The following is a 24,057-nucleotide window of genomic DNA, read 5'->3' as shown; positions in this document are numbered from 1 at the left end:
CGGCTGCCTTCTTAGCCAAGTTCTGGTGCCGTGCAAATCGCTGCAATCTCCGCAACGCGGAAATCAAGGCAGCCCATGCGGCGCGCGGGCATGGCGTTGCGGCGCCAGCGCTTGTCATCATCGCCGCTTGCGCTCATCATGCCGCGCAAACGACCGACGCGGATCTCGTGCTGCAGCGAGGTCGAACAAGGTCGAATAATCAGGACGAGGAACGCCGTGGCGGAAGCTGAGAACATCGTGGTCGCGACCGCGGAGAAGATCTTCGCCGATCTCGCTGATCCGCAGACGATCAATCACGACAAGAGCGGCGGCTGGCGGCTACCGCTGTGGCAGGCGCTGAGCGAGGCCGGCCTGCCGCTCGCATGGGTCGCCGAGGAGCTCGGCGGGGCCGGCGCCGATCTCGCCGACGGCTTCGCGGTCATCAATACCGCCGGCCGTTTCGCCGTCGCGGTGCCGCTGGCGGAGACGCTGCTGGCCGGCTGGCTGCTGCAACAAGGCGGCATCGCTGCGCCTGAGGGCAGCATGACGATCGCGCCCGCGCGCCCGAACGACAGGATCGCGCTCGGCGCCGACGGCACGCTGTCCGGCCGCGCCCGCAGCGTCGCGTTCGCCAAAGCGGCACGCCATGTCGCGGTGGTCGCCCATGGCGATGACGGCGTCTCGATTGCGCTGGTCGCGGCGGACCAGCTACGCATCGAGCCCGGCCTGTCGCTCGCCAACGATCCCAGCGACACCGTCATCTTCGACAGGGTGGCTCCGGTGGCCATCCGTTCGGCGCCCGCCGGCTTCGATCAAGACAATATGATGCTGATGGGCGGCGTCGTGCGCGGCCTGCAGATCGCCGGCGCGCTCGACCGGCTGCTCGAAATCAGCGTCACCTATGCCGGCGAGCGTGTCGCGTTCGAAAAGCCGATCGGCAAATTCCAGGCGGTGCAACATAACCTTGCACGGCTGGCCGGCGAGGCTGCGGCCGCCAGCGCCGCCGCGACGTCGGCAGCCGATGCGATCGCCCGCGGCGGCGCCTTCGACGACGCCGTATTTCTCGAGGCGGCATCGGCGAAGATTCGCTGTGCCGAGGCAGCCGAGAAAGGCGCCGCGATTGCCCACCAGGTGCACGGCGCGATCGGCTTCACCACCGAACACATCCTGCACCGGTTCTCGCTGCGCGCGCTGGCCTGGCGCGACGATTTCGGCTCCGAGAGCCACTGGGCCGTCGCGCTCGGCCGGCGCATCGCTGCCCGCGGCGCCGACGAGCTGTGGCCGCTGGTCGCATCACGCTGAAGCGAAACGAAACGAGAAGGATAGCCGATGACCGCGCTCCGTTTCGATCCGATCCGTCTGCCGCCCGAATGCGAGGAGCTGCGCAAGGAGGTCCGCGCCTTTCTCGCCGAGGAGATCGCAGCCGGCACGTTCAACCCGTTCCAGCCATTGCGCGAGGATGCCGATGCCCGCGAGTTCTCGCGGCGGGTCGGCGAGCGTGGCTGGATCGGTATGACCTGGCCGAAAAAATACGGCGGTCACGAGCGCTCGTTCCTGGAGCGCTACGTGGTGACCGAGGAGATGCGGGTCGCCAACGCGCCGGTGCGCCGCTTCTTCGTCGCCGACCGCCAGAGCGGGCCGATCCTGCTGCGCTATGCGCCCGAACATATCAAGATGGACATTCTGCCGCGGATCTGCCGCGGCGAGTTGTGCTTCGCCATCGGCATGAGCGAGCCCAATTCCGGCTCGGACCTGTTCGCCGCCAAGACCCGCGCGACCAGGACCGAGGGCGGCTGGCTGATCAACGGTTCGAAGATCTGGACCACGTCGGCGCACATGGCCGACTATATGATCGCGATCTTCCGGACCTCCCCGGCGACCAAGGAAAACCGGCGTCACGGGCTGACGCAGTTCCTCGTCGACATGAAATCGCCGGGCATCAAGGTGAATCCGATTCCACAAATCACGGGCCAGAAGGAGTTCAACGAGGTCGTCTTCACCGACGCGTTCGTGCCCGATGATCATCAACTCGGCGAGATCGACAGCGCCTGGAAGCAGGCGACCTCGGAGCTCGCCTATGAACGGTCGGGACCCGAACGCTTCCTGGAAACCTATTATGTGCTGACCGAGCTGGTGCGCGCCGTGGGTCCTGATCCTGACACCCGTGGCGCCGAGGGCATCGGCCGCCTGGTGGCGCAGTTGCACACGATGCGGCGGATGTCGGTCTCGGTCGCCGGCATGCTGCAGGCCGGCAAGGAGCCGGTGGTGGAGGCCTCGATCGTCAAGGATGTCGGCACGATCTGGGAGCAGCAGCTGCCGCACCGGGTGCGCGACCTCGCGGCCTTTGTCGAGGAGGACGCCGGCAATCGCGAGACCTTGGAGAATCAGCTGAGCTTTGCGATCCGCACCGCGCCGAAGCTCACCATTCAGGGTGGCACCACCGAGGTGCTGCGAGGCATCATCGCGCGCGGGCTGGGTCTGCGGTGACGCCACTGGGCATCCGCGTCATCGCGGGCTGACGGCCGTCGTCATTTGCACACCGTCATTGCGAGCGAAGCGAAGCAATCCAGGACCGAGCAAAGACTCTGGATTGCTTCGCTTCGCTCGCAATGACGCCCGGACAATCAGAGTTGGAGACCACACCATGACCCACTTTCCGGACATCGGCGTCGAGATCCACGGCCATGTCGGCCTGATCGAGATCCGCCGGCCGCCGCTCAACTTCTTCGACATTTCGCTGATCAACCAGATCGCGGATGCGCTCGAGGGCTTCGACCGCGACATCGAGATCCGCGCGTCGGTACTGGCGGCGCAAGGCAAGGCATTCTGCGCCGGTGCCAACTTCACCGACCCGGCGCGGCAGGCGCAGGAGGCGGCCGAGGCGAAAGGCGATCTGGCCGACAGTCTCGGACCGATCAACCATCTCTATATGCAGGCGGTGCGCATCTTCCGCTGCAAGAAGCCGATCGTGGCCGCCGTCCATGGCGCGGCGATCGGCGGCGGACTGGGCCTCGCGGTATCGGCCGATTTCCGCGTCACCTGCCCGGAAGCACGCTTCTCGGCCAACTTCACCAAGCTCGGCTTCCATCCGGGCTTCGGACTGACGGTGACCTTGCCGGAGCTGATCGGCAAGAACAACGCCGAGCTGATGTTCTACACCAGCCGCCGCGTCACCGGCGAGGACGCCTATAAAATGGGGCTCGCCAATGAATGCGTGCCGCAGGACCAGGTGCGGACAGCCGCGATGAAGCTCGCCGCCGAGATCGCCGAATGTGCCCCGCTGGGCCTGCTCTCGACCCGGGCCACGATGCGCGCCGGCCTCGCCGACCGCGTGATGGCCGCCACCGAGCACGAGCTTGCCGAGCAGACACGGCTACGTGCGACGGAGGATTTCAAGGAAGGCGTCAAGGCCACCGAGGAGCGGCGCTTCGCGAATTTCAAGGGGCGGTGACAGAGGCACTGGTGCGACGACTGAGCCGACGCGCTCACGCGGTGAGCAGAAAGGTCACACCAGCAATCTCGAAACCATCACCTGACATCCGATAGCCGCGCGCCCGCGCGGCGTCGGTGACACGCGCTGCATCCGCGACGCGGAACGTCAGGCCGCTCATGAGCTCGCGCTCACCCGGCTCGACGCGGATGCGGGCATTCGGCAGCGTCAGCTGCAGGACGCCGTCGGCACGCATTGCAGGGGCCAGGTCCAGAATGCGGCCCCAATGCGCCGCCAGCGACCCCGGTTCGGGGCTCTGCAGCGCGATCTCCGTCAGCGCGCGCGTCACGTCGCTGCGGATGGCCCGCGTCCAATCCGGCCCCGCGGGTGGATACGGGCCTAACAGGTCGTCGCTTCCCGCGGTGTGATTGAGCTCGATGAAGGCGGCGCGGCAGTCGCGTGGATGCAACTGCACGCCATGGTACGGCGGATGATCGATGACGTTGGCGGTCCGCACGCCCATGGCATTGGCGCGAGCGGCTCGGCCGTCCGTATCCTTGCAGGTCAAGATCGCCATATAGCCGCCGCGTCCCCCGCTCTTCTCCAGGAAGCGGCCCGCCGCGGTGCCGTCGCGGATCGGCGCCACCACTTCGAGCAGGATCGGCCCGACGGGCAGCAGCGCATTTTCCAGCCCGTATTTCCCGACATGCGGATCGCGATAGCAGACGTCGAGGCCCATGATCGCCGCGATGTCCGACACCACGGGCTCGAGCCGCGGAGCGACGAGACAGACCTGGCGAAGATGCAGATCGGTCATGGCGCGGGCCCGGTCTATCGGCCGCGATAAACGGGCGCCCGTTTCTCGACGAAGGCTTTTGCGGCTTCCTTGTGATCCTCCGTGTCGCTGCAGCGCGAGTGATGCACCGCCTCGGCATCGAAGCAGGCCTCCAAGGGCATCGTCTCGGCATTGTTGATGTTGCGCTTGATGTAGCCGAGGGTCACGCTCGGCCCCTCCGCCAGCGACAGCGCAAGCGCGTGCGCGGCGGCGGCGACCTCGGCGTCTGGCACCACCTTCGTCACCATGCCCAGGGCCAGCGCCTCCTGCGCGGAGAGGATCGGGGAGGTCAGATAGAGCTCGCGGGCCTTGGCGCTGCCAAGCAACTGCGTGAGGAAATAAGTGCCGCCAAAATCACCCGACAGGCCGACCTTGGCAAAGGCGGTCGTGATCTTGGCGGAGGCGCCGGCGACGCGGAGATCGCAGGCGAGCGCTATCGACAGGCCGGCGCCCGCAGCGGCACCATCGATCTGCGCGACGACCGGCTTCTGCATCTGGTGCAGCAGGCGCGACACCTCCATGCGCTCGCGCAACGTCGACACCTTGGTCTCGAACGACGGCGTCCCCTTCGCCTCGGCCATCGCCTTGACGTCACCACCGACGCAGAACGTGCCGCCGGCGCCTTTCAGAAGCACCGCGCGCACCTCCGGGTCATCAGCCGCGCGATGCGCCGCCTCCACGAGCCCCTTGGTCAGGTCGCTGTTGAGCGCGTTGCGCCGCTCAGGACGGTTCATCGTGATCGTGAGCAGGCCGGCGTCCAGATGCTGCAGCACGGTAGTGTTGGTGGTCATGACGGAACCTCTCCGGATCTGGCCTCGATGCGCGGCGCCGCGGGTCCCGCCTGTGGCGAGCCCGACGGCTCTGCGCAATGTTGATAGCTACTTCTTCACCAGCGGACAGCGCGACAATTCCAAAGACTGGAACGCCTCGTTGCCGGGCACCGTCGCAAGCAGCTTGTAGTCGTCGGACTTCGCCCTCGACTCCGAGGGCTTCTTGACCTCGAACAGATACATATCATGCACCATGCGGCCGTCCTCGCGAATCCGACCGCCCTTGGCGAACATGTCATTGATCGGGGTTGCCCGCATGACCTTCATCACGGCGTCGGGATCCGTGGTGCCTGCCGCCTTCACCGCTTTCAAATAGTGCGTCACCGACGAATAGACGCCGGCCTGGGCCGAGGTCGGAACCCGCTTGGTGCGCTCCATGAAGCGCTTCGTGAAGGCGCGGGTCTCGTCGTTGAGGTCCCAGTAGAACGCCTCCGCGACCAGCAGGCCCTGCGCGGTCTCCAGCCCGACGCTGTCGATGTCCGAGACGAAAGCGAGCAGCGGCGACAGCTTCTGGCCACCCTTGGTGAGGCCGAATTCCGCGGCCTGCTTGATCGCGTTGATGGTATCGCCGCCCGCATTGGCGAGCCCGATCACCTTGGCCTTGGAGGCCTGGGCCTGCAGCAGGAAGGACGAGAAGTCGGACGTGTTGAGCGGATGCCGCACGCTGCCCAGCACCTTGCCGCCGCGACTTCACCACGACGGCCGTCGTGTCCTTCTCCAGATCCTGGCCGAAGGCGTAGTCGGCGGTGAGGAAGAACCAGCTGTCGAGGCCGGACTTCACCGCTGCAAGGCCGGTGACGTTGGCCTGCGCGAAAGTATCGAACACGTAGTGCACGGTGTAGGGGCCGCAGGCTTCGTTGGAAAGCCGGACCGAACCGGGGCCATTGAAGATGATGATCTTGTTGCGCGCCTTGGCGATCTCGCCCGCGGCGAGCGCGGTGGCGGAGGCCGCGACGTCATAGATCATCTCGACGCCCTGATTGTCGAGCATGTCGCGGGCAATGTTGGCGGCGAGATCGGCCTTGTTGAGATGATCGGCAGCGAGCACCTCGATCTTGCGTCCCAGCACCTCGCCGCCGAAATCCTCGACTGCCATCTTCGCCGCGGTCTCGCTGCCGGGACCGGTGATGTCGGCGTAGAGACTCGACATGTCGAGAATGCCGCCGATCTTCAGCGGCGGCTTGCTCTGCGCGTGCGCCGCGCCGGCCGACAGCGTCAGCGCTGACGCCAGCATGAACAACGACGCAGCTGCGCCGCCAATGGACCTGTTCATCGATTCCTCCCTGCCGGGCACGCCGCTACATGGCGGCAGCCTCGTTGATAGTTCGCATCATGACGCAGGCGCATCTCAGCGGCAAGCATTCACAATGCCATCGCGCGACGCCGTTTTCCGCTCAATGGAATGGACCAAACGTGCCATCATGCAGCATGGAAAAGGCGTCGATGATCCGCTGCGGGATTCGCAACAGAGACTGGCTCGGGGCCGTCCTGATATTCGCTGCGCAGTCCGCGGCCGTCACGACGAGCGGCGCGGCGCCATGCATGTTCGCGGCCTTGGGCGAGGGGCGCGTCACCGAGATCGTCGATGCGCGCAGCTTCCGATTAGCTGATGGCCGCGAGGTCAGGCTCGCCGGCATCGAGCCGCCGCCGGACAATGTCGCGGTCGCCGTCGCGACCCTCGGTACGCTGCTGCGCGACCGTGACGTCGTGCTCCGCGGCGAGGACGACGCGCCGGACCGCTATGGCCGCCAGCGGGCCTTCGCGTTCCTGACGGGGGAGGAGCGCACGGTCCAGGGCGAGCTGCTGGCGCGCGGCAGCGTCCTGCGCGGCACCGATGTTCAGGACCGGGATTGCACTCTCACCCTGGTTGCAGCGGAGGCTGACGCGCGCATGGCTTCGCGCGGGCTCTGGACGTCCCCGACCGTCATAAAAAACGCGGAAAGTCCAGACGATATTTTGGCTCGCGTCGGGCTATTTACGGTTGTCGAAGGGAAGGTGTTGTCCGTACGACAGACAGGGACAACAACTTATCTGAACTTCGCGCGTAACTGGACACGGGGCTTCGCGGTGATTATTCCAAAGCGTATGATGCCGGTAATGGAAGGTGCCGGCATCGACACAAAATCACTTGCGAATCGGCGGGTTCGGGTGCGCGGTTGGATCGAGGCGCATCAAGGCCCGAGACTGGAACTGACGCAGATCGCACAGATCGAGATGTTGAGCGGCAACTGATCCGCGAAGGTACGTGAGTAGCGACGTGAACCTGTCTGTTCGTGCACGCATGACGATGGTGAACTGCGGTTCGCGGATCGCACCGGCTTTGCTGTGCGTCGGCTTGATGCTGGCCGGCTGCAGCGACATGGGCAAACTGCAGCAGGCGACTGCGCCGATGCCGACGCCGCGGCCGAAGCCGGCGATGGTTCAGAGCACGCCCGCCAGCGATCGCGAGCACGAGCGCATTTTGGCAACCTATGGCGGTGCCTATGAGGATCCCCAGCTCGAGGGCCTGATCAGCCGCATCGTCGACCGGCTGGTTGCCGCGTCGGACCGGCCCGACCAGGGCTACAAGGTCACGATCCTGAACTCGGGTGCGGTCAACGCCTTCGCGTTGCCGACCGGACAGCTTTACGTCACCCGCGGCTTGATCGCGCTTGCCAACGACACCTCGGAACTGTCCTCGGTGCTGAGCCACGAAATGGCGCATGTGCTGGCGCGTCACGCCGCGATCCGCGAGGATCAGGCGCGTCAGGCGGCGGTCGTCACCCGCGTCGTATCCGACATGAGCAATGATCCGGATCTGACGGCGCTGGCGCTCGCCAAGACCAAGCTGACGATGGCGAGCTTCTCGCGCACCCAGGAATTCGAGGCCGACGGCATCGGTGTCGGCATCTCGGCCAAGGCCAAGTTTGATCCTTATGGCGCGGCCCGGTTCCTGACCTCGATGGAGCGCAATGCCGAGCTCAAGGCCGGCAAGGTTGCAATCGATCCCCGCGCGCAGGATTTCCTCTCCTCGCATCCGGCGACGCCGGAGCGGGTGCAGAACGCAGCGGCGATTGCGAAACAATACGTCTCGCCGGAGGCCAGGGAGCACGACCGCGAGACCTATCTGGCCGCGGTGGACAATATCGTCTTCGGCGAGGACCCCAGCGAAGGCTTCGTGCGCGGACGGCGGTTCCTGCATCCCAAGCTCGGCTTCACCTTCCAGGCCCCCGAAAACTTCACCCTCGACAACACCGCGCAGGCTGTGATCGGCGTGCGCGAAGGTGGCGCCCAGGCGATGCGGTTCGACGTGGTGCGGGTGCCCGCGCAGCAGACGCTCGGCGACTATCTCAACTCCGGCTGGATGGAGAATGTCGACAAATCCGCCACCGAGGAACTGACCATCAACGGCTTCCCGGCGGCGTCGACCACAGCCAGCGGCGACCCCTGGCAGTTCAAGGTCTATGCGCTCCGTGTCGGCAGCGACGTCTACCGTTTCATCTTCGCGTCCCGCCAGAAGAGCACCGAGAGCGAGCGCAACGCGCGCGAGACGGTGAATTCCTTCCGCCGCCTCAGCCTCGAGGAATCGCAGTCGGCGCGTCCGCTGCGCATCAAGGTCATCACGGTCCAGCCGGGCGACACCGTCGAGTCGCTGGCGCACCGCATGTCTGGCGTCGACCGCCCGATCGAGCGCTTCCGCGTCCTCAACGGCCTCGACGCCCGCGCCCAGGTCAAGGTCCGCGACCGCGTCAAGATCGTGGTGGAGTGACGCGCCCCCCGGGTGGGCGCGTTTCTGACGGCTTGCGCATGCTGCTGGATCGGGCGGCGGCCTTTCGTCGCCTCAGCCTGCCCGCGGACGTCGGCGAGGCTGTGAATGAACAAGTGCCGTGACTGACCAAATGCCGGCTCGCATCGGCGGATGTCGCCGATCATTCACCTGAGGCGAGCCAGAGCGCGGCTGGCGTCACATTACCAGGCGCGACGCATGACCAATTCCTCAAATCGCCGCACAACCGCAGGCTCCTCGGCCCGCCCGCGGCCTCGGGACAGGCATCCGTAAGAACGTCCGTCCGCATCCACCCCGACGCAGAGGAGCCCGCAACAAGGGCGCCTGCCGCCCCATCTGAGTAAGCCTGGCTTTCGACATGACTGGCCACGATGTTCAGAAGCGAGAGGCGACACACGGTGCCGCGCCCGATGCTGAAGGGGCAGCGATGGGCCGCCGTCGCGCTCGCGCCCCAAACAAAAAGCCCGACCTTGCGGCCGGGCCTTCGTAAGCAACAAATTCGAAAACGCGCTAACGATTGATCAGGCGGCCTCGTCGGCCACGGCATTGTCGTCGCCGTCGATATCATCGATATCGCCCTCGGCGTCGGCATCACCCTCGGCCACCGCATCGGCTTCAGTCTTGGCGCCGCGGCGCGGGCTCTTGGCGAGCTGCGTCTCGATCTCCTTGACGGCCTCGGTTTCGGTCGAGTGCTGCACGACCGCGATCTCGCGGGAGAGACGGTCGAGCGCGGCTTCGTACAGCTGGCGCTCGCTGTAGGACTGCTCCGGCTGCGACTCCGAACGATACAGATCGCGCACAACTTCGGCGATCGCGACAATGTCGCCCGAATTGATCTTCGCTTCGTATTCCTGGGCACGGCGCGACCACATCGTGCGCTTGACGCGGGCACGGCCCTTCAGCGTCTCCAGCGCCTTCTTGACCAGCGCCGGATCGGACAGCTTGCGCATGCCGACATTGGCGACCTTGGCGGTCGGCACGCGCAGCGTCATCTTGTCCTTGATGAAGTTGATGACGAACAGCTCGAGCTTCGCGCCTGCGATTTCCTGCTCCTCGATGGCCAGGATCTGGCCGACGCCGTGAGCAGGATAGACGACGAACTCGTTGGTCTTGAAGCCCTGACGCTGGGTCGGCAACTTCTTCTCCTCGACCCGGGGGGCAGCAGCGGCAGCCGCGGGCGCCGGAGCCGGCTTGGCGGCGGCAGGAGCCTTGGCAGCGGCGGCAGCCGCAGGAATAGCCGTCTTGGTAGCCTTGGGCGCAGCTGCCGGCTTCGCTGCGGTCTTCGCAACAGAGTCCTTTGCAAGAGTGGTCTTCGCGGCGGATGCTTTCGCGGCAGTCTTGGCAGTCTTTTCAGGCATTGCGCTTCTTTTGTTCTTGGTGGACTTGGCAGCCGAGGCCTTTGCGGCAGCCCGAATCTCCTTTACAGGAGCTCGTGCACGGCCCTTGGAAACGCTGCGGCTGGCCGCGGCGGCTTTTTTGGTACTCTTGGAAGCACTCTTTTTACGCGTTTTCTGTGACACAGCCTGCGCGCGGAACTGCCACGCCCCTGTTTGATGTTGCGGGAACCTAAAAGGGCGGCCAAAAAATTATACGCATGGCCGGGTTCGGCTCTGAGAATGTGCCATATATAGCACATTTCCCGCAAAAATCAATGATTTAGAGGGCGCAGGGGCGGTATTGTGACGGATCCGCAAAGTTAGGGTTAAACGAGGCGCGCTTGTTTCGAAGAATTTTGCGGCCGTCCCGCCGGCTGCAAAATCGTCCTACCCCTTTGTTTGCGCGCCGGGATTCCTCTCGGCTGTGATGTCTCGGCGAGGCCTCGATGACGGCTTGGCCGCGCCGCCTCGGGTTGCTCAGTCGCCGGCGCCAGGCTTGGGCGAAAAATATTTCTCGAACTTGCCGGCCTCACCGTCATGCTCCTTGGCATCGCCCGGCGGATCCTTCTTCTGGGTGATGTTCGGCCAGGCCTTGGCGTATTCGGCGTTCACCCCGAGCCATTTCTCGAGCCCCGGCTCGGTATCCGGCTTGATGGCGTCGGCCGGGCACTCCGGCTCGCAGACGCCGCAATCAATGCATTCGTCCGGATGGATCACGAGCATGTTGTCGCCTTCGTAGAAGCAGTCTACCGGGCAGACCTCAACGCAATCGGTGTATTTGCATTTGATGCAGTTTTCGGTGACGACGTAAGTCATCCAGGGCTCCGGAACGGATCGACAAATCACGCCTGCACTAGCGCAGGACGTGATGTGCCGCAAGTGAAGCAGAACGAAGAACTGAACCGCTGTCGGATTGAACACAGCAGATCGTCACCGTACGCCGCCATCGAGCTCATCATAGAGCGCACGAGCCGATATCGCATCGCCGCGGCGCTCGGCGAAGGCGGTCACCCTGAGCACGCGCACATTGCGGTCGAGCGCGATCGTCAGCACGTCTCCCGCCTTCACGCCATGGCCCGGCGAGGTCTCGCGGACGCCGTTGATGCGGACATGGCCGGAGGTCACCAGAGCCGCGGCGCTGGTGCGGGCCTTCACCACCCTCGCGTGCCACAGCCATTTATCGAGGCGCTGGCGCTCTGAGGGGACGTCGGACGTCGGCGTTGTCATCTCGACTCGGCGCGCTCAAGCGACGCGGATCAGTCCTTGCGGTTGTTCGCCGCGAGTTGCTCCTTGAGCGCGGCGAGCTTGGCAAACGGAGAGTTCGGATCGACCGGCCGGTCGCGATCCCGTCCGCCGCCGCCGCTGGAGGCGTAGGGCCGGAGCGCCGGGCCGCCGTCGCGCTTGTCGCGACCGCCTTTGCCGAACTCCCGGCCACCACGGTCGCCGCCGAACTTGCCGCCTTTGTTGCGATCGCGGTTCTGGTCGCGCCCCTTGGCGTCCTGGTCGCGACGGGGACCACGGTCCTCACGCGCCGGCGCGCCCTCGGCCGGCGCCGCAGCCGCCTCGCGGGGGCCCTTGCGGAAGTCCTTGCCGAACTCCTTCATCCGGTCGCGACGACCATGGCCGCGATGGCGGTCGCGCGCCTCGCCCTCGGCGGGCGCCGCGCCAGCGGCCTGCTCGCCACCGGCCTGCTGTCCGCCAGCGGCGGGCTGTCCGCGGTCGTGCTGCGGGCGCTGGTGCCGGTTGCGCTGATGGTGCTCGTGGCGCGGCCGACGCTCCTCCGAACGCCCGCCAGGCCGCCAGACCTCGATGAGAACCGGCTCGGCCGCGGCCGCCGGCTCCGCCTCGGCGGGCACAGCCTCGGCAGATGCTGCCTCGGCCGGCGTCGCCTCGCCGGTTGCCGGCTGCGCGGCCTCAGCGGCGTCGGACGCAGCGTCCACCGCGACCGCATCTGGAGCCGCCGCATCGGGCGCGGCGGTTTCAGGCTCACCGGCCGGAGCCGGGGCAACGAAATCGACAAGCGGCAACGACGTCAGCGCGGAGACCGGCGCGGGCGCCTCATCGGCCGGCGCGGTCTGCACGGGAGCCTCCGCGAGCGCTTCGGGCGCGGCCATCAGCTGCTCGGTCACCGGCGCAACGGCGGCTTCCGCCAGGGTCGGAGCCTGCTCGGGGGAACTCGCCTCGATGGCATCGGCCGATGGCGTCTCGGCCACCACGGCCTCGCCGGTCGCCACCTCCGCAGCCGGAGAAACCTCTGCCGCCAGCGACTCTGAGGGTTGCTCGACCACCTTCGGCGGCAGCGGCGGGCGCTTTTCCATGCGGTAGCCGAGCGCACGCAGAATCGAGGCGAAATCCTCGCCGGCCGATCCGGTGAGCGAGGTCATCGCCTGGGTCACGACGAAGCTGCGGCCGTCGAAGGCCCCCGCCGGCTTCTCGCCCGGCGCATTCTCACGCCAAGCCAGCGCGGGACGAATCAGATCGGCGAGGCGCTCGAGAATGTCGACACGGACGGCACGCTCGCCGGCCTGCTTGTAGCCGAGCACCCGATAGGCATCGCGCGGCAACGCCTTGTCGACCGGGAACGACGTGCGGCCCGAGCTCGCCAGATGCTGCGCGCCGGTCAGCGCCGACATGTCGACATTGCCCTGCTTCTCGGCCCACAACAATGCGGCCAGCGCCCGCGCGGCGGGCTTGAGCAGAGCTGGGACGTAGATGTGATAGGCCCCGAAGCGAACGCCATATTTGCGCAAGGTCGCCCGCGAGGGCTGGTCGAGATCCTTCATCTCGTTGGCGATCTTTGCGCGTTCGATGACACCCAGCGCTTCCACCAGCTGGAAGGCGATGCCGCGCGCGATCCCCGTGATGTCCTCGGCCTTGGACAGCTCGAACAGCGGCCCGAGCAGCTTCTCGATATGGGTCTTGAGCCACAGATCGAGCCGCGCCTGCACCTTGTCGCGCGCCGCGCCCGTCAGGCGCTCATCGGCGATGATCCGCAGCCGCGGATGCAGCGCGTCGTCCGCGGCGACGAGCTTGGCGACCGCGTCGCCGGTCCAGCGGATGGTGCCGTCGGCGGTCAGCACGAGATGCTCGTCCGGCGCATTGGACAGCTTCTCGGCCCGGGCCTCGATCTCGCCAGCCAACGCCTTCTGGGCGGCAGCCTGCAGGGCCTTGGCTTCAGAGCCAGCCTCAGCGGCGTCGGGCGCGAAGGTGAATCCATCGAGGCGGCCGATCGTGTGCCCTTCAACGATCACTTCGCCGGTCTTGCCGATTTCCGTATTCAAAACACTGTTCTCCCGCAGGCGCCGCATCAATACACTGGTACGACGATCAACGAAACGCTCCGTGAGCCGTTCATGAAGGGCGTCTGACAATTTATTTTCAAGTTCGCGGGTAATCCCCTGCCAATAGTCGGGATCACGCAGCCAATCCGGTCGGTTCGCGACGAAGGTCCAGGTGCGAATTTGTGCAATCCGGCCCGACAAGGTGTCGATGTCGCCGTCGACACGGTCGGCCTGATCAACCTGCGCGGCATACCAAGCATCGGGAATCCGCCCTTTCTGCATCAGAAACCCGTAAAGCGTGGTCACGAGCTCGGCATGAGCCGCCGGCGACAGCCGGCGATAATCCGGGATCTGGCAGGCCTCCCACAGACGCTCGACGGCCGCCGCGCCATGGGCCATATCGCGCACCTCGGCGTCGCGCGCGGCGTGATCGAGCACGCGCAGATCCTCCGCGATCGGCGCCCGTGTCAGCGCCTCATGCGCAGGCGCCAGTGCCAGCGACACCTGCAGCGCGCTCAGGGACGCGAAATCGAGCCTCGAATTGCGCCATTGCAGGACCTTCACGGAATCGAAAGTATGGTTCTGCAGCGCGTTGACCAGCTCCGGCTCAAACGGCGCACAACGCCCAGTGGTGCCGAAGGTGCCGTTACGCGTTGCGCGGCCCGCACGCCCCGCGATCTGAGCAAACTCCGACGGGTTGAGCCGACGGAACTGATAGCCGTCATATTTGCGGTCGGAGGCAAAAGCGACGTGGTCGACATCGAGATTGAGACCCATGCCGATGGCGTCGGTGGCGACGAGATAGTCGACGTCGCCGTTCTGGAACATCTCCACCTGCGCGTTGCGCGTTCGCGGCGATAGCGAGCCCAGCACAACCGCGGCGCCGCCATGCTGGCGCCGGATCAGTTCGGCGATCGCGTAGACCTCGTCGGCGGAAAAGGCCACGATCGCGGTCCGGCGCGGCTGCCGCGTGATCTTGCGGTCGCCGGCGAATTCGAGCTGCGACAAGCGCGGCCGCGTCACCATCGAGGCCCCGGGCAGCAGCCGCTCGATGATCGGACGCATCGTCGCAGCGCCGAGCAGCAGTGTTTCGTCGCGACCCCGGCGGTTGAGAATGCGATCGGTGAAGACGTGGCCGCGCTCGAGATCGGCGGCGATCTGGATCTCGTCGACCGCGAGAAACGAGACATCGAGATCGCGCGGCATCGCCTCGACCGTCGAGACCCAATAGCGCGGAGTCTTCGGCTTGATCTTCTCCTCGCCGGTGATCAGCGCCACCGCCTCACTGCCGACCCGGGCGGCAACCTTGTTGTAGACCTCGCGCGCAAGCAGCCGCAGCGGAAGGCCGATGATCCCTGAGGAATGCGCGAGCATGCGCTCGATCGCCAGATGCGTCTTGCCGGTGTTGGTCGGGCCGAGCACGGCGGTGACGCCGTTGCCGGCAACGCGATCGGGCGTGCGCTCGAAAGGCGAGGCAGCCGAAGAAGACGAAAAAGCCATTCGTTAAATTTGGGTCTCGGGCCGGCGTTGCAGGCGCGCGGGTCAGGCGCGATGGGTGCTGAATTTGTCGGGGTTCTGAAGCGGCTGCGATCCTCGCCCTTGTCTCACATTGTGACGCATATAGTGACGCCGCTTAAGCTTCGGAACGCCTTGAGAACGAATCACGAAGGAATCGCTGACTCCATCGTCTTTCCGGCTTCGTTCACCGCAACATCTCGCGCTCTGCGTTGACCACTCCACTAGATCAAGCTTTTGGCCGGTCCACAAGCAACGCTTTCGCCATGGAACCGCCACGCATGGCCACGGAGTCTGAGTCGAATCAGGATCAGGGAAGAGTCAAACGGATTCGCGCAAGAAGACGATGACGCGACACTGTACGCCAAGCGCTTGGCCGCGCATGGCAGCTCACAGCACCGCCGTCGGCGCGGAGGCTTCTGCTGCTACTGCGTCTTGGCGACGTGCGGTGTGGCCTGGGTGATGAAGGACGTGGCCTCCAGCATCGCGGTTCCCAGCGGCGTCGGGATCACCATCTTGAACGGCACCAGGACGCGGGTGCCCGCGATCGGCACGAAGAAGATCTCCATGTTGCGGGCCTGGGCCAGATATTTGATCACGGGACGATCAGGGATGTAGCCTGCCACCGGCGTGAAATAGATCGCGCAGACCAGCGCCGGACCGCGATAGCCCTTGTCGGCCTTCACGTTCTCCATGCGCTTGTAATCGAGCTTGAGCTCGTAGCGCATGCGTCCATCGAACACCGGCGCCGCCCCGCGGCAGGAATCCGGCGACAGCAGCTCGCCATTGCCGGGCACGCGCACCAGCGAGGCCGTCATGGGATCGAGCACGCCGCGCTTATGCGCATCCGTCACCGGAATACGGTCGGGATCGACCGGCGGCGTCGGCTCGATGGCGAAATCCTTTACATTCCCGTTCTGCAGATTGATGTGGATCTGCTCGGACTTCTTCCCCGTGGTGGTCGAGGCCTGGTAGCTCTGGCCGACCAGCGCACCATTGACCACACGTCCCTGGACCGCGCCGGTGCCGGCGCCTTGCGAGAAGCTTTTGAGCAGCCCGGCGGTGCCGCCCTGGGCCGAAGCTCCATATTGCTCGTCGCCGATCTCGACCGCCCAGGTGCCCTTGCCGACAGGGATACCGGCGAGCGAAGCCTCATATTGCGCATCGAGCCGGGCCTGCGCCTGGGCGTTCTGCGCCAGCAGCAGCAGGCCGAGGGCGGAACCGGCCGCGACCAGCCGACAGGAGAGGAATGAGGAAGCCGAAATGATGCTCACGTGAGGGATGATCCTGCCGATCCACCTGCCTGTGCGCCGGATCACCCCGGCACGTCGTCCTTGCTACTTAAGCCAAAAACGCCTTCAAACAACGCGAACCATTCGACAATTGCGGCTTGTCCAGCGCTTTGCGCTCCAACCGCTCGCCACAACCGCGCCCATACACCTGCCAGAGGCTGGGCTTGCGCCTTGCCCGCCGGCGCCTGCCTTGCCGCGTCGCCCTGCTCGCACCGGGATCCGATCCATCGCCCGCGAATACGCCCTTTATATGGTCTAAACTGCCCCCTATACCATTGATTGTACGCCCGCTTTTCGATCCGCTGGCGTTCGCGCCCGGCCGCGGCTTCATCCCGTGCGGCGTGCGGCGAGGATCCCTCGATCGGCGGGCCGCAGCCATCGTGTTTCGCTGCGGCCTTCAAAACCTTGACGAAAAGCCGCATCCCCCCTATAGGACCGCATCTCCCAGAGAAGAGCTGGACGAGTTTTGGACCCCCGCGGCCCGCCGAGACTGGCGGACGAAGGGTGCGGGGATGAGAGAGGATTTATTGCCATGTCGCGGCGCTGTGAACTGACGGCCAAGGGCCCCCAGGTTGGCCACAAGGTCAGCCACTCGAACATCAAGACCAAGCGGCGCTTCCTGCCGAACCTGTGCAACGTGACCTTCATCTCGGATGCACTCGGCCGCAACGTGCGCCTGCGGGTCTCGACCAACGCGATCAAGAGCGTCGACCACAATGGCGGCCTCGACGCCTATCTGCTCAAGGCCAACGCCGCGACGCTGTCGCCGCGCGCGCTGGATCTGAAGCGCGCGATCGAAAAGAAGGCTGCCGAGGCAGCGCCGGTCGCGAAGGCCAGCTGAATTCATCAATGACGCGAAAGCCGGTGCATCAAAGCCCAGCTTGAGCACGTCGAACAAAAGAACGGCCGGATCGCAGGATCCGGCCGTTTCTGTTTGACGACGCTTGACAACGCCTTGACGATACTTGGCTGCAGGCACGAACACCTCGCGCAACAGGCGACGTTCGACCAAGACTGGCGACCGAATGTTCGCAACGCGGCCTCATCATCGAGCAACATCGCCGTCCGGAGCACGCCCGCCACCTGTCGACGACGCGAGCCGATCGCCCCTGCCAGCCAATCTCCCCAAGCTTCGTCGGATGCTCTACACTCGTTGCGGTAGAATTATTGTGGGCATTACGCTGCCATGAAGAACATTGTCATCTGCTGCGACGGCACCGGCAACGAGATCAGCGAGAACATCTCGAATGTCCTCAAGCTCTATCGCTGCCTGCGCAAGACCGACAAAACGTCGCCGCATCAGGCGGTGCTCTACGATCCCGGTGTCGGCACGCTGACGCAGCCCGACAGCTGGCATCGCTTCAAGGCCAACTTCAACATGGTGCTCGGGCTTGCGACCGGCTACGGGCTCGACGACAACGTCATCAATGCCTATTGCTTCCTCGCGACCCATTACGAAGATGGCGACCGCATCTTCCTGTTCGGCTTTTCACGCGGCGCCTATACTGTACGCGTGCTGGCCGGACTCATTCACAAGGTGGGACTGATCTCTCCTGATCAGATCAATCTGGCCGGCTCGGGCGTGATCGCCTACAAGAAATACTCGTCCGACAATCCGAAGGCCGGGCGCGGCGTCACCACCGAGCTCGAGAGCACCGAGGAAGACGGGCCGATTCCGGAAAGCCGCGAGGACCAGGCCGCGCAATTCGCTCGGATCACGTCGTCACGCTGGCCGACAATCCACTTCGTGGGCGTATGGGATACGGTCGCGAGCGTCATCGTGCCGCGCACCGATCGCCTGCTTGCATGGCCCAGCCTGGAAGAGCTCGCTTTCACCATCCAGAATCCGAGCGTGAAGATCTTCCGTCAGGCGGCGGCGATGGACGAGCGGCGCTGCATGTTCCGCCTCAAGGCATGGAACATCCCGCAGACCTTCACGCCGAACCGCTTCAACAAGGCGCAGGCGCGGCCGCAGGATGCCAAGCAGGTGTGGTTCGCCGGCGTGCATTGCGACGTCGGCGGCGGCTATCCGGAGGCGCAGTCGGCGGCGTCGAAATATCCGCTGCTATGGATGATCGATGAGGCGGTCGAGGCCGGGCTCGCGGTCAATCCGCGCACCGTCAACCAGCTGGCCTGGGGTGTTCAGCGCAAGAACAGCCCGTTCCATTATGTCGCCCCGAGCGTCCAGGGTCAGCTCCATAACTCGATGACGCCAGCCTGGCGTCTGCTCGAATATCTTCCCAAGAAGGCGAAATACAAGGAATGGCCGGAACGCAAGGTGCATTTCGGCTTCTACATTCCGAATTGCGAGCCGCGCTTCATCCCCGACGGCGCCTTCATCCACGAAAGCGTTCTGATGCGCATTGCGGAATCGAAGGACTATCGGCCGGTGAACCTGCCGGCGACCTATGAACGCGTACCGCTGCCGATCAAACAGAAGGCGGACTAAGATCGTGATCGTTGTAGGAGCATGATCTTTTCAGGGGAACCGGTTTCCATCTGTCCAGATCATGCTCGAGCCTCAGTTGGCGCGGCGGCGGCGACCATGCGCCGCAACGAGGCGGCGGGATGTCAGATCATCTTCAGATGAATGACGCCATCCGTGACTTCGCCACGGGCAAACAATTCGCGGGCCCGCTGCTCGAACACCGTGCGATTTCGCTGCAAATAGGCAAAGGCCTGATTGCGCGTGCAGAAGCTGGTCTCGAGGTGGCAGACCTGCCGCGCAGAACCGATCGCCAGCGCAAACGCGATCGTCTTCCCTTCGCCGTCCGCATCATCCTTGGCGATACGCAAGTTCAATGCGATGGATCTAGCCACGTCAGCCTCCTCGGCAGGACATTAGAGCTGGACGCGAAACACTCGCCTGGACACGCGCTGACGCCATTGCAGCAGGCGCACAAGCGAGCGCACTAACGGAGCGCCTTCTTCCGTCGCTTGGGACTTGGCGCAGAGGCCGCAGCATTGCCGGCCATTGCGTCCTCGGCTTCCTTGGCGAGCCTGAGCGCACGCAACCGCGCCATGTTCTGGCGTACTGCGGCGGCACGCTGGTCGGTATCGGCCATCGCCTTGGCGCCCTCTTCGGCAGCGATCTGCCGCCGCTGCGCCCTGGCGACGCTCTCAGGCGATGGCTCCGAGGCACGCTTCGCCATGGACAGCTCCTTCCGCAAGGCTGCAGTTGTCGCGCGAACGCAAATGGCCCGCTCAATCGCAGGATCGAGCGGGCAAACCAACCATTTCAGTACATCCGTGAAATGGCTTGGCAGTGATCAAGCCAGCGAGAGATTCTCTGCGCTGACCTTGCCACGCATCTTGTCGGTCTTCAGGTCGAAGTTGACCTTCTGGCCTTCGGCCAGTCCGCCCAGACCAGCGCGCTCAACAGCACTGATATGAACGAAAACATCAGTTCCGCCGTCCTGCGGCTGAATGAAACCAAAACCCTTCTGACCATTAAACCACTTAACGGTACCCTGCGGCATGTTCTTTCTCCAAGAAATCAATCATCGCACGACGACCGTGCGATCTCATTCAACTGAGCGATGACTTCGGGAAATAGCCCACGGGCACATTCAGAAAGGCACAGCGGCTAATCGAACTCCTGTCAAACTAAACCTTTCCGGCGAGAATACAAGGCCGCGAGCAAAAATGTTTCGGCGTCGCGGCGCGGCCGATCAGCGAGCTGGCATTGGCTGCCCACAACGCCTATCTTCGTCACACCATCGATAACGGCCCGGCCATCGATGGCTGAGAGACACATTGTGCTCCCGCCTTCCCCCGAAGCGGATCACTGTGTCGAATGGCAGCGCGCACAACTCATTAGATCGAAAGATCGCAGCCGTCCGGCTCACGCGATGCCGGACCAGCACCGCTGCCGTCGCTTTTGCCTACAGACATGTCGACAAATGAAGCAAGGAGGACGCTTTTGCAGGTTCTGGTTCGTGACAATGACGTCGACACAGGCGTTGCGCATCCTGAAACGGAAGATGCAGCGCGAAGGTGTCTTCCGCGAGATGAAGCGCCGCAGAGCCTATGAGAAGCCCTCGGAGCGCAAGACGCGCGAAAAGTCGGATGCGATCCGGCGCCAGCGCAAGGTGGCCCGCAAGCAGGCGATTCGCGAGGGGCTGCTGCCCGCTCCCGTGAAGAAGATATTGCAGCCACGACCACCGCGCGGGCTGCCGCCGAGCTCTGCACCCACGACTGGCAGCGGTCCTGCGAGGGCCTAGTCTCCGGAACCATCGCTGATCCAGCCAGCATTGCTGGCGCGTCCCGGACGGATCCTACGAGATCACCGCCATCTCGGGGCGGCGTCCGGGCACGGCCGCGAGCAGCTCGCGCGTGTAGGCGTGCTCAGGATTGGCGAACAGCGCCGCCGTCGGCTTCAGCTCGACAATCTCGCCCTTCTGCATCACGGCGATGCGATCGCAGATCTGCGCGGCGACGCGCAGATCATGCGTGATGAACAGCATTGACAGGCCGAGCCGTGCCTTCAAATCCTCCAGCAGGCGCAACACCTGCGCCTGCACGGACACGTCGAGCGCGGAGACGGCCTCATCGGCGACGATGATCTCCGGATCGAGCGCGAGCGCGCGTGCGATGCCGATGCGCTGGCGCTGACCGCCCGAGAATTCATGCGAATAGCGGCCAATGGCGCCGGCATCGAGCCCGACCATCGCCAGCAGCTCCTGCGCACGCTTCAGCGCAGCATCGATCGGCGTGCCACGCGCCACCATGCCGTCGGCGATGATGCGACCAACCTTGCGACGCGGGTTCAGTGACGCGAATGGATCCTGGAAGATCATCTGGATGCGATGCCGCTGGGCGCGCAGCGCGCGGCCTTCCAGCGCGGTGAGATCGACGTCGCCGATGCGCACCGTGCCGCGGTCCGCTTCGATCAGCCGCATGACGAGCCGCGCGACCGACGACTTCCCCGAACCGGACTCTCCAACCAATCCAAGCGTCTCACCCTGGTGGATGGCGAAATTCACCGCATGGGCGGCGCGCGTCTCGCGCTTGGGGCGGAACCAGCCTGTCGACGTCACATAGGTCTTGTCGAGGCCGATCACCTCCACGGCCCGGGGCGCCGCCTCGCGCGATTGCCGCGGCGGCGGATCGAAGGACGGAACCGCCGCAAGCAGCGCCTTGGTGTAGCCGTGCTGCGGGCTGCCGAGCACCGCGGCGGCCGTGCCCTCCTCGACGACCTTGCCATGGCGCAGCACCACGACCTGATCGGCGATATCGGCGACGACGCCGAAATCATGGGTGATGAACATGACAGCCATGTTGTGGCTGGCCTGCAGATTGCGGATCAGCTTGAGGATCTGCGCCTGCGTCGTGACGTCGAGCGCGGTGGTCGGCTCATCGGCGACGAGCACGGCCGGCTCGAGCGCGAGCGCCATCGCGATCATTGCACGCTGGCGCTGGCCACCGGAGAGCTGGTGCGGATAGGCCCGGATGATGCTTTCCGGATCGGGCAGACCGACCTCGCGCACCAGCGCCAGCGCCTTGGCGCGGCGCTCGCGCGGCGTCAGCAGATCGTGCGCCTCGAACACTTCCATCAGCTGGTCGCCGATCCGCATCAACGGATTGAGCGCGGTCATTGGCTCCTGGAACACCATCGCGATGCGGCGGCCACGCAGGTCGCGCCAGCCGTCTTCGTCGACGGTCAGCAGATCGCGTCCGTCAAAGCGGATCTCGCCGCTGTCCACCCTCACTGTGTCGGGCAGCAGGCCGAGCAGCGCATGGGCGCACATCGACTTGCCCGAGCCGGATTCGCCGACGACGCAGACGATCTTCCCCGCTGTGAGATCGAACGAGACGCCATCGACGGCATGCGTGCGCTCGGCGCCCTTCGGCAAAGCGATTCGCAGGTTCTTGATGGCAACGACGGGATCAGACATGGCTCACCGGCCCTCGCGCGACAGGCGCGGGTTGAGCGCGTCGTTGAGGCCCTCGCCGATCAGATTGAGGCCGAGCACGGACAGCAGGATCGCGACGCCGGGAAACACCGTGATCCACCACGCCTGACGAATCACGGTGCGGCCGGCGCCGACCATGTAGCCCCAGGAGATCAGATTGGGATCACCGAGCCCGAGGAACGATAGCGAGGATTCCAGCAGGATCGCCGTCGCGACCATCAGCGAAGCCAGCACGATGACCGGCGACAATGCGTTGGGCAGGATCTCGCGCCAGATGATCCAGGCATTGCTCTGTCCGGTGACGATGGCAGCCTGAACATATTCCCGCGTCCGCAGACTCAGTACCTCGCCGCGCACGAGACGCGCGACCGGCGGCCAGCCGACGAGGCCGATCGCCGCGACGATCGAATAGATCGAGGGCTGCAGGATCGCGACCAGCACAATGGCGAGCGCGAAGCTCGGGATGGTCTGGAAGAACTCGGTGAAGCGCATCAGGGCATCATCGACCCGGCCGCCGAAATAGCCGGCGATGGCGCCGAGCGGCACGCCGACGACCAGCGCGACCAAGGTCGAGACCAGGCCGACCAGCAGCGAAACGCGCGCGCCGAAGATCAAGCCGGCCAGCACGTCACGCCCGAGCGCATCGGTGCCGAGCGGGACCTTGGCCACCGAGAACGGCGGCACGAACGGCCGCTGCACCATGCGCCAGGGCGAGTTGGGGAAATAGAACGGCCCGGCCACCGCGATCACGATCGCCAGGATGAGAATGATGAGCCCGATGATCCCGCTCGGACTGCGCAACATCGTCCGCCAGAACTGCTTCATGAGGCGTACTCGATGCGCGGATCGACCAGGCGGTAGACGAGATCGGTGATGAGATTGAAGATCAGCACCATGGCGGAGGAGACGACGAACACGCCGAGCAGGAGGTTGTAATCGCGCTGGATCAGCGCGTCGTACATCAGCCGGCCGATGCCGGGCCAGGCGAACACCGTCTCGGTCAGCACCGCGCCGCCGACGAGGGTGCCGGCGTGGACGCCGGCCAAGGTCACCACCGGCAGCAGTGCGTTACGCAGCACGTGGCGACGGAGGATGACACCGTCACGCAGACCCTTGGCCCTGGCGGTCTTGACGAAATCGAGCCGCCTGACCTCGAGCATCGAGGCGCGGGTCATGCGGGTGTAGGTCGCCATGAAGAACAGCCCGAGCGTCGCCGCCGGCATCACCAGATGCGCGGCAACATCGAACGCATGGCGAAGTCCGGTGTAGCCGGCGCCCACCGTCTCATAGCCGAAGCTCGGCAGCCAGTCGGCCCAAACGGAAAACAGCAGGATCGCGATCAGCGCAATCCAGAACAGCGGCGTGGCATAGAAGATCAGCGCCAGCACCGTGATCGCGGTATCCAGGAAGGTGCCGGCGAAGCGTGCGGCCAGCGTACCAAAGAGGACGCCGAGCACAAGCGAGATCGCGAACGCCGACAAGGTCAGCAGCAGCGTCGCGGGCAACCGCTCCATGATCAGCTTCGCGACCGGCGCCTGCTGGCGAAACGAGAAGCCGAGGTCGAAACTGGCAACGCCCTTGACGTAGATCAGCAGCTGCTCCGGCAACGGACGGTCGAGCCCGAACTTTTCGCGCAGCTGTGCGACGAAGAGCTGATCGGAAGCGCCGGCCTCACCGGCCATGACGACGGCTGGGTCACCGGGCGCGAGCCGGATCAGGACAAAGTTCAGCACGATAATGGCGAGAAGGACGATGACGCCCTTCACGACGCGCTGGGCAACAAAGGACAGCATGAAAGGCCCGTGAGAGTCGGCACAGCAGGAGCGTGAAGCAGCGGA

The 24,057-nt window shown here is 65.1% G+C and carries 21 protein-coding genes and 2 pseudogenes; 8 read left to right on the top strand and 15 right to left on the bottom strand.

Annotated elements, in window-relative coordinates; all coding sequences use genetic code 11:
• Positions 1-11: 11 nt before the first annotated feature.
• Positions 12-236, bottom strand: a complete 225-nt coding sequence (locus tag ACVIJ6_RS12930) for a hypothetical protein (protein ID WP_456773033.1) — start codon at positions 234-236, stop codon at positions 12-14.
• Between ACVIJ6_RS12930 and ACVIJ6_RS12925 the strand changes: the two genes are divergently transcribed.
• From ACVIJ6_RS12925 to ACVIJ6_RS12915, 3 genes are all read left to right on the top strand, one after another.
• Positions 217-1,281: an acyl-CoA dehydrogenase family protein gene (locus ACVIJ6_RS12925; RefSeq protein WP_456773032.1), complete on the top strand. Its 1,065-nt coding sequence runs from the start codon at positions 217-219 to the stop codon at positions 1,279-1,281. The two genes, ACVIJ6_RS12930 and ACVIJ6_RS12925, sit on opposite strands and share 20 nt — an antisense overlap.
• A gap of 27 nt (positions 1,282-1,308) precedes the next feature.
• A complete protein-coding gene (locus tag ACVIJ6_RS12920; RefSeq protein WP_456773031.1) occupies positions 1,309-2,466 on the top strand; it encodes an acyl-CoA dehydrogenase family protein in 1,158 nt (385 codons plus the stop codon).
• A gap of 157 nt (positions 2,467-2,623) precedes the next feature.
• Complete coding sequence (locus ACVIJ6_RS12915) at positions 2,624-3,430, top strand: enoyl-CoA hydratase/isomerase family protein (RefSeq protein WP_456773030.1); 807 nt, start codon at positions 2,624-2,626, stop codon at positions 3,428-3,430.
• A gap of 34 nt (positions 3,431-3,464) precedes the next feature.
• Here ACVIJ6_RS12915 and ACVIJ6_RS12910 read toward each other — a convergent pair whose 3' ends face one another.
• The 3 genes and pseudogenes from ACVIJ6_RS12910 to ACVIJ6_RS12900 all read right to left on the bottom strand — a co-directional run bounded on the left by ACVIJ6_RS12910 (position 3,465) and on the right by ACVIJ6_RS12900 (position 6,308).
• On the bottom strand, positions 3,465-4,226 hold the full coding sequence (locus tag ACVIJ6_RS12910) for a hypothetical protein (protein ID WP_456773029.1): 762 nt from the start codon (positions 4,224-4,226) through the stop codon (positions 3,465-3,467).
• A 14-nt stretch (positions 4,227-4,240) separates the two neighbouring features.
• Positions 4,241-5,035 carry an enoyl-CoA hydratase gene (locus ACVIJ6_RS12905; RefSeq protein ID WP_456773028.1) on the bottom strand — a complete coding sequence of 265 codons (795 nt, stop codon included), beginning with the start codon at positions 5,033-5,035 and terminating at the stop codon, positions 4,241-4,243.
• 87 nt (positions 5,036-5,122) lie between these two features.
• Positions 5,123-6,308 (bottom strand): annotated as a pseudogene (locus ACVIJ6_RS12900) (ABC transporter substrate-binding protein).
• A 308-nt stretch (positions 6,309-6,616) separates the two neighbouring features.
• On the opposite strand from ACVIJ6_RS12900, the gene ACVIJ6_RS12895 reads away from it, so the two are divergent.
• Together ACVIJ6_RS12895 and ACVIJ6_RS12890 are read left to right on the top strand one after the other, a co-directional pair.
• Positions 6,617-7,306: a thermonuclease family protein gene (locus tag ACVIJ6_RS12895; RefSeq protein ID WP_456776971.1), complete on the top strand. Its 690-nt coding sequence runs from the start codon at positions 6,617-6,619 to the stop codon at positions 7,304-7,306.
• A 49-nt stretch (positions 7,307-7,355) separates the two neighbouring features.
• Positions 7,356-8,822 (top strand): M48 family metalloprotease, encoded by a 1,467-nt coding sequence (locus ACVIJ6_RS12890; protein ID WP_012047282.1) that lies wholly within the window; start codon positions 7,356-7,358, stop codon positions 8,820-8,822.
• A gap of 539 nt (positions 8,823-9,361) precedes the next feature.
• On the opposite strand, the gene ACVIJ6_RS12885 is transcribed toward ACVIJ6_RS12890, so the two are convergent.
• From ACVIJ6_RS12885 to ACVIJ6_RS12865, 5 genes are all read right to left on the bottom strand, one after another.
• Positions 9,362-10,198 carry a CarD family transcriptional regulator gene (locus ACVIJ6_RS12885; RefSeq protein ID WP_012047283.1) on the bottom strand — a complete coding sequence of 279 codons (837 nt, stop codon included), beginning with the start codon at positions 10,196-10,198 and terminating at the stop codon, positions 9,362-9,364.
• 495 nt (positions 10,199-10,693) lie between these two features.
• Entirely contained in the window at positions 10,694-11,032 is a 339-nt protein-coding gene (fdxA, locus tag ACVIJ6_RS12880) for a ferredoxin FdxA (RefSeq protein WP_012047284.1), read from the bottom strand.
• A 114-nt stretch (positions 11,033-11,146) separates the two neighbouring features.
• Positions 11,147-11,443, bottom strand: coding sequence for an RNA-binding S4 domain-containing protein (locus tag ACVIJ6_RS12875; RefSeq protein ID WP_456773027.1), 297 nt, complete (start codon positions 11,441-11,443; stop codon positions 11,147-11,149).
• 29 nt (positions 11,444-11,472) lie between these two features.
• Complete coding sequence (locus ACVIJ6_RS12870; RefSeq protein ID WP_456773026.1) at positions 11,473-14,997, bottom strand: helicase-related protein; 3,525 nt, start codon at positions 14,995-14,997, stop codon at positions 11,473-11,475.
• 440 nt (positions 14,998-15,437) lie between these two features.
• On the bottom strand, positions 15,438-16,286 hold the full coding sequence (locus ACVIJ6_RS12865; protein ID WP_456773025.1) for a DUF3108 domain-containing protein: 849 nt from the start codon (positions 16,284-16,286) through the stop codon (positions 15,438-15,440).
• 550 nt (positions 16,287-16,836) lie between these two features.
• Here ACVIJ6_RS12865 and rpmB point away from each other — a divergent pair.
• The gene (gene rpmB / locus ACVIJ6_RS12860) at positions 16,837-17,145 is read left to right on the top strand and encodes a 50S ribosomal protein L28 (protein WP_456773024.1); all 309 of its coding nucleotides are present in this window, start codon (positions 16,837-16,839) and stop codon (positions 17,143-17,145) included.
• 345 nt (positions 17,146-17,490) lie between these two features.
• Positions 17,491-18,753, top strand: a complete 1,263-nt coding sequence (locus ACVIJ6_RS12855; protein ID WP_456773023.1) for a T6SS phospholipase effector Tle1-like catalytic domain-containing protein — start codon at positions 17,491-17,493, stop codon at positions 18,751-18,753.
• A gap of 122 nt (positions 18,754-18,875) precedes the next feature.
• On the opposite strand, the gene ACVIJ6_RS12850 is transcribed toward ACVIJ6_RS12855, so the two are convergent.
• The 3 genes from ACVIJ6_RS12850 to ACVIJ6_RS12840 form a co-directional block, all read right to left on the bottom strand.
• The gene (locus ACVIJ6_RS12850) at positions 18,876-19,124 is read right to left on the bottom strand and encodes a hypothetical protein (RefSeq protein WP_012047290.1); all 249 of its coding nucleotides are present in this window, start codon (positions 19,122-19,124) and stop codon (positions 18,876-18,878) included.
• Positions 19,125-19,216: 92 nt separating this feature from the next.
• Positions 19,217-19,456, bottom strand: coding sequence for a transcriptional regulator (locus tag ACVIJ6_RS12845; protein ID WP_456773022.1), 240 nt, complete (start codon positions 19,454-19,456; stop codon positions 19,217-19,219).
• 117 nt (positions 19,457-19,573) lie between these two features.
• Entirely contained in the window at positions 19,574-19,783 is a 210-nt protein-coding gene (locus ACVIJ6_RS12840; protein ID WP_012047292.1) for a cold-shock protein, read from the bottom strand.
• A 443-nt stretch (positions 19,784-20,226) separates the two neighbouring features.
• Here ACVIJ6_RS12840 and rpsU point away from each other — a divergent pair.
• Positions 20,227-20,527: pseudogene (gene rpsU, locus ACVIJ6_RS12835) on the top strand (30S ribosomal protein S21).
• Positions 20,528-20,581: 54 nt separating this feature from the next.
• Here the strand turns inward: rpsU and ACVIJ6_RS12830 are convergent.
• The 3 genes from ACVIJ6_RS12830 to ACVIJ6_RS12820 are packed head-to-tail and all read right to left on the bottom strand — an operon-like array spanning position 20,582 to position 24,012.
• Positions 20,582-22,201, bottom strand: a complete 1,620-nt coding sequence (locus ACVIJ6_RS12830) for an ABC transporter ATP-binding protein (RefSeq protein ID WP_456773021.1) — start codon at positions 22,199-22,201, stop codon at positions 20,582-20,584.
• Between the two features lie 3 nt (positions 22,202-22,204).
• The gene (locus ACVIJ6_RS12825) at positions 22,205-23,044 is read right to left on the bottom strand and encodes an ABC transporter permease (RefSeq protein WP_456773020.1); all 840 of its coding nucleotides are present in this window, start codon (positions 23,042-23,044) and stop codon (positions 22,205-22,207) included.
• Positions 23,041-24,012, bottom strand: coding sequence for an ABC transporter permease (locus tag ACVIJ6_RS12820; RefSeq protein WP_456773019.1), 972 nt, complete (start codon positions 24,010-24,012; stop codon positions 23,041-23,043). The genes ACVIJ6_RS12825 and ACVIJ6_RS12820 overlap by 4 nt, the downstream gene beginning before the upstream one ends.
• Positions 24,013-24,057: the final 45 nt, after the last annotated feature.

Source organism: Bradyrhizobium sp. USDA 4369, from assembly GCF_054056435.1.
This window is presented reverse-complemented; position numbering and strand designations above follow the sequence as displayed.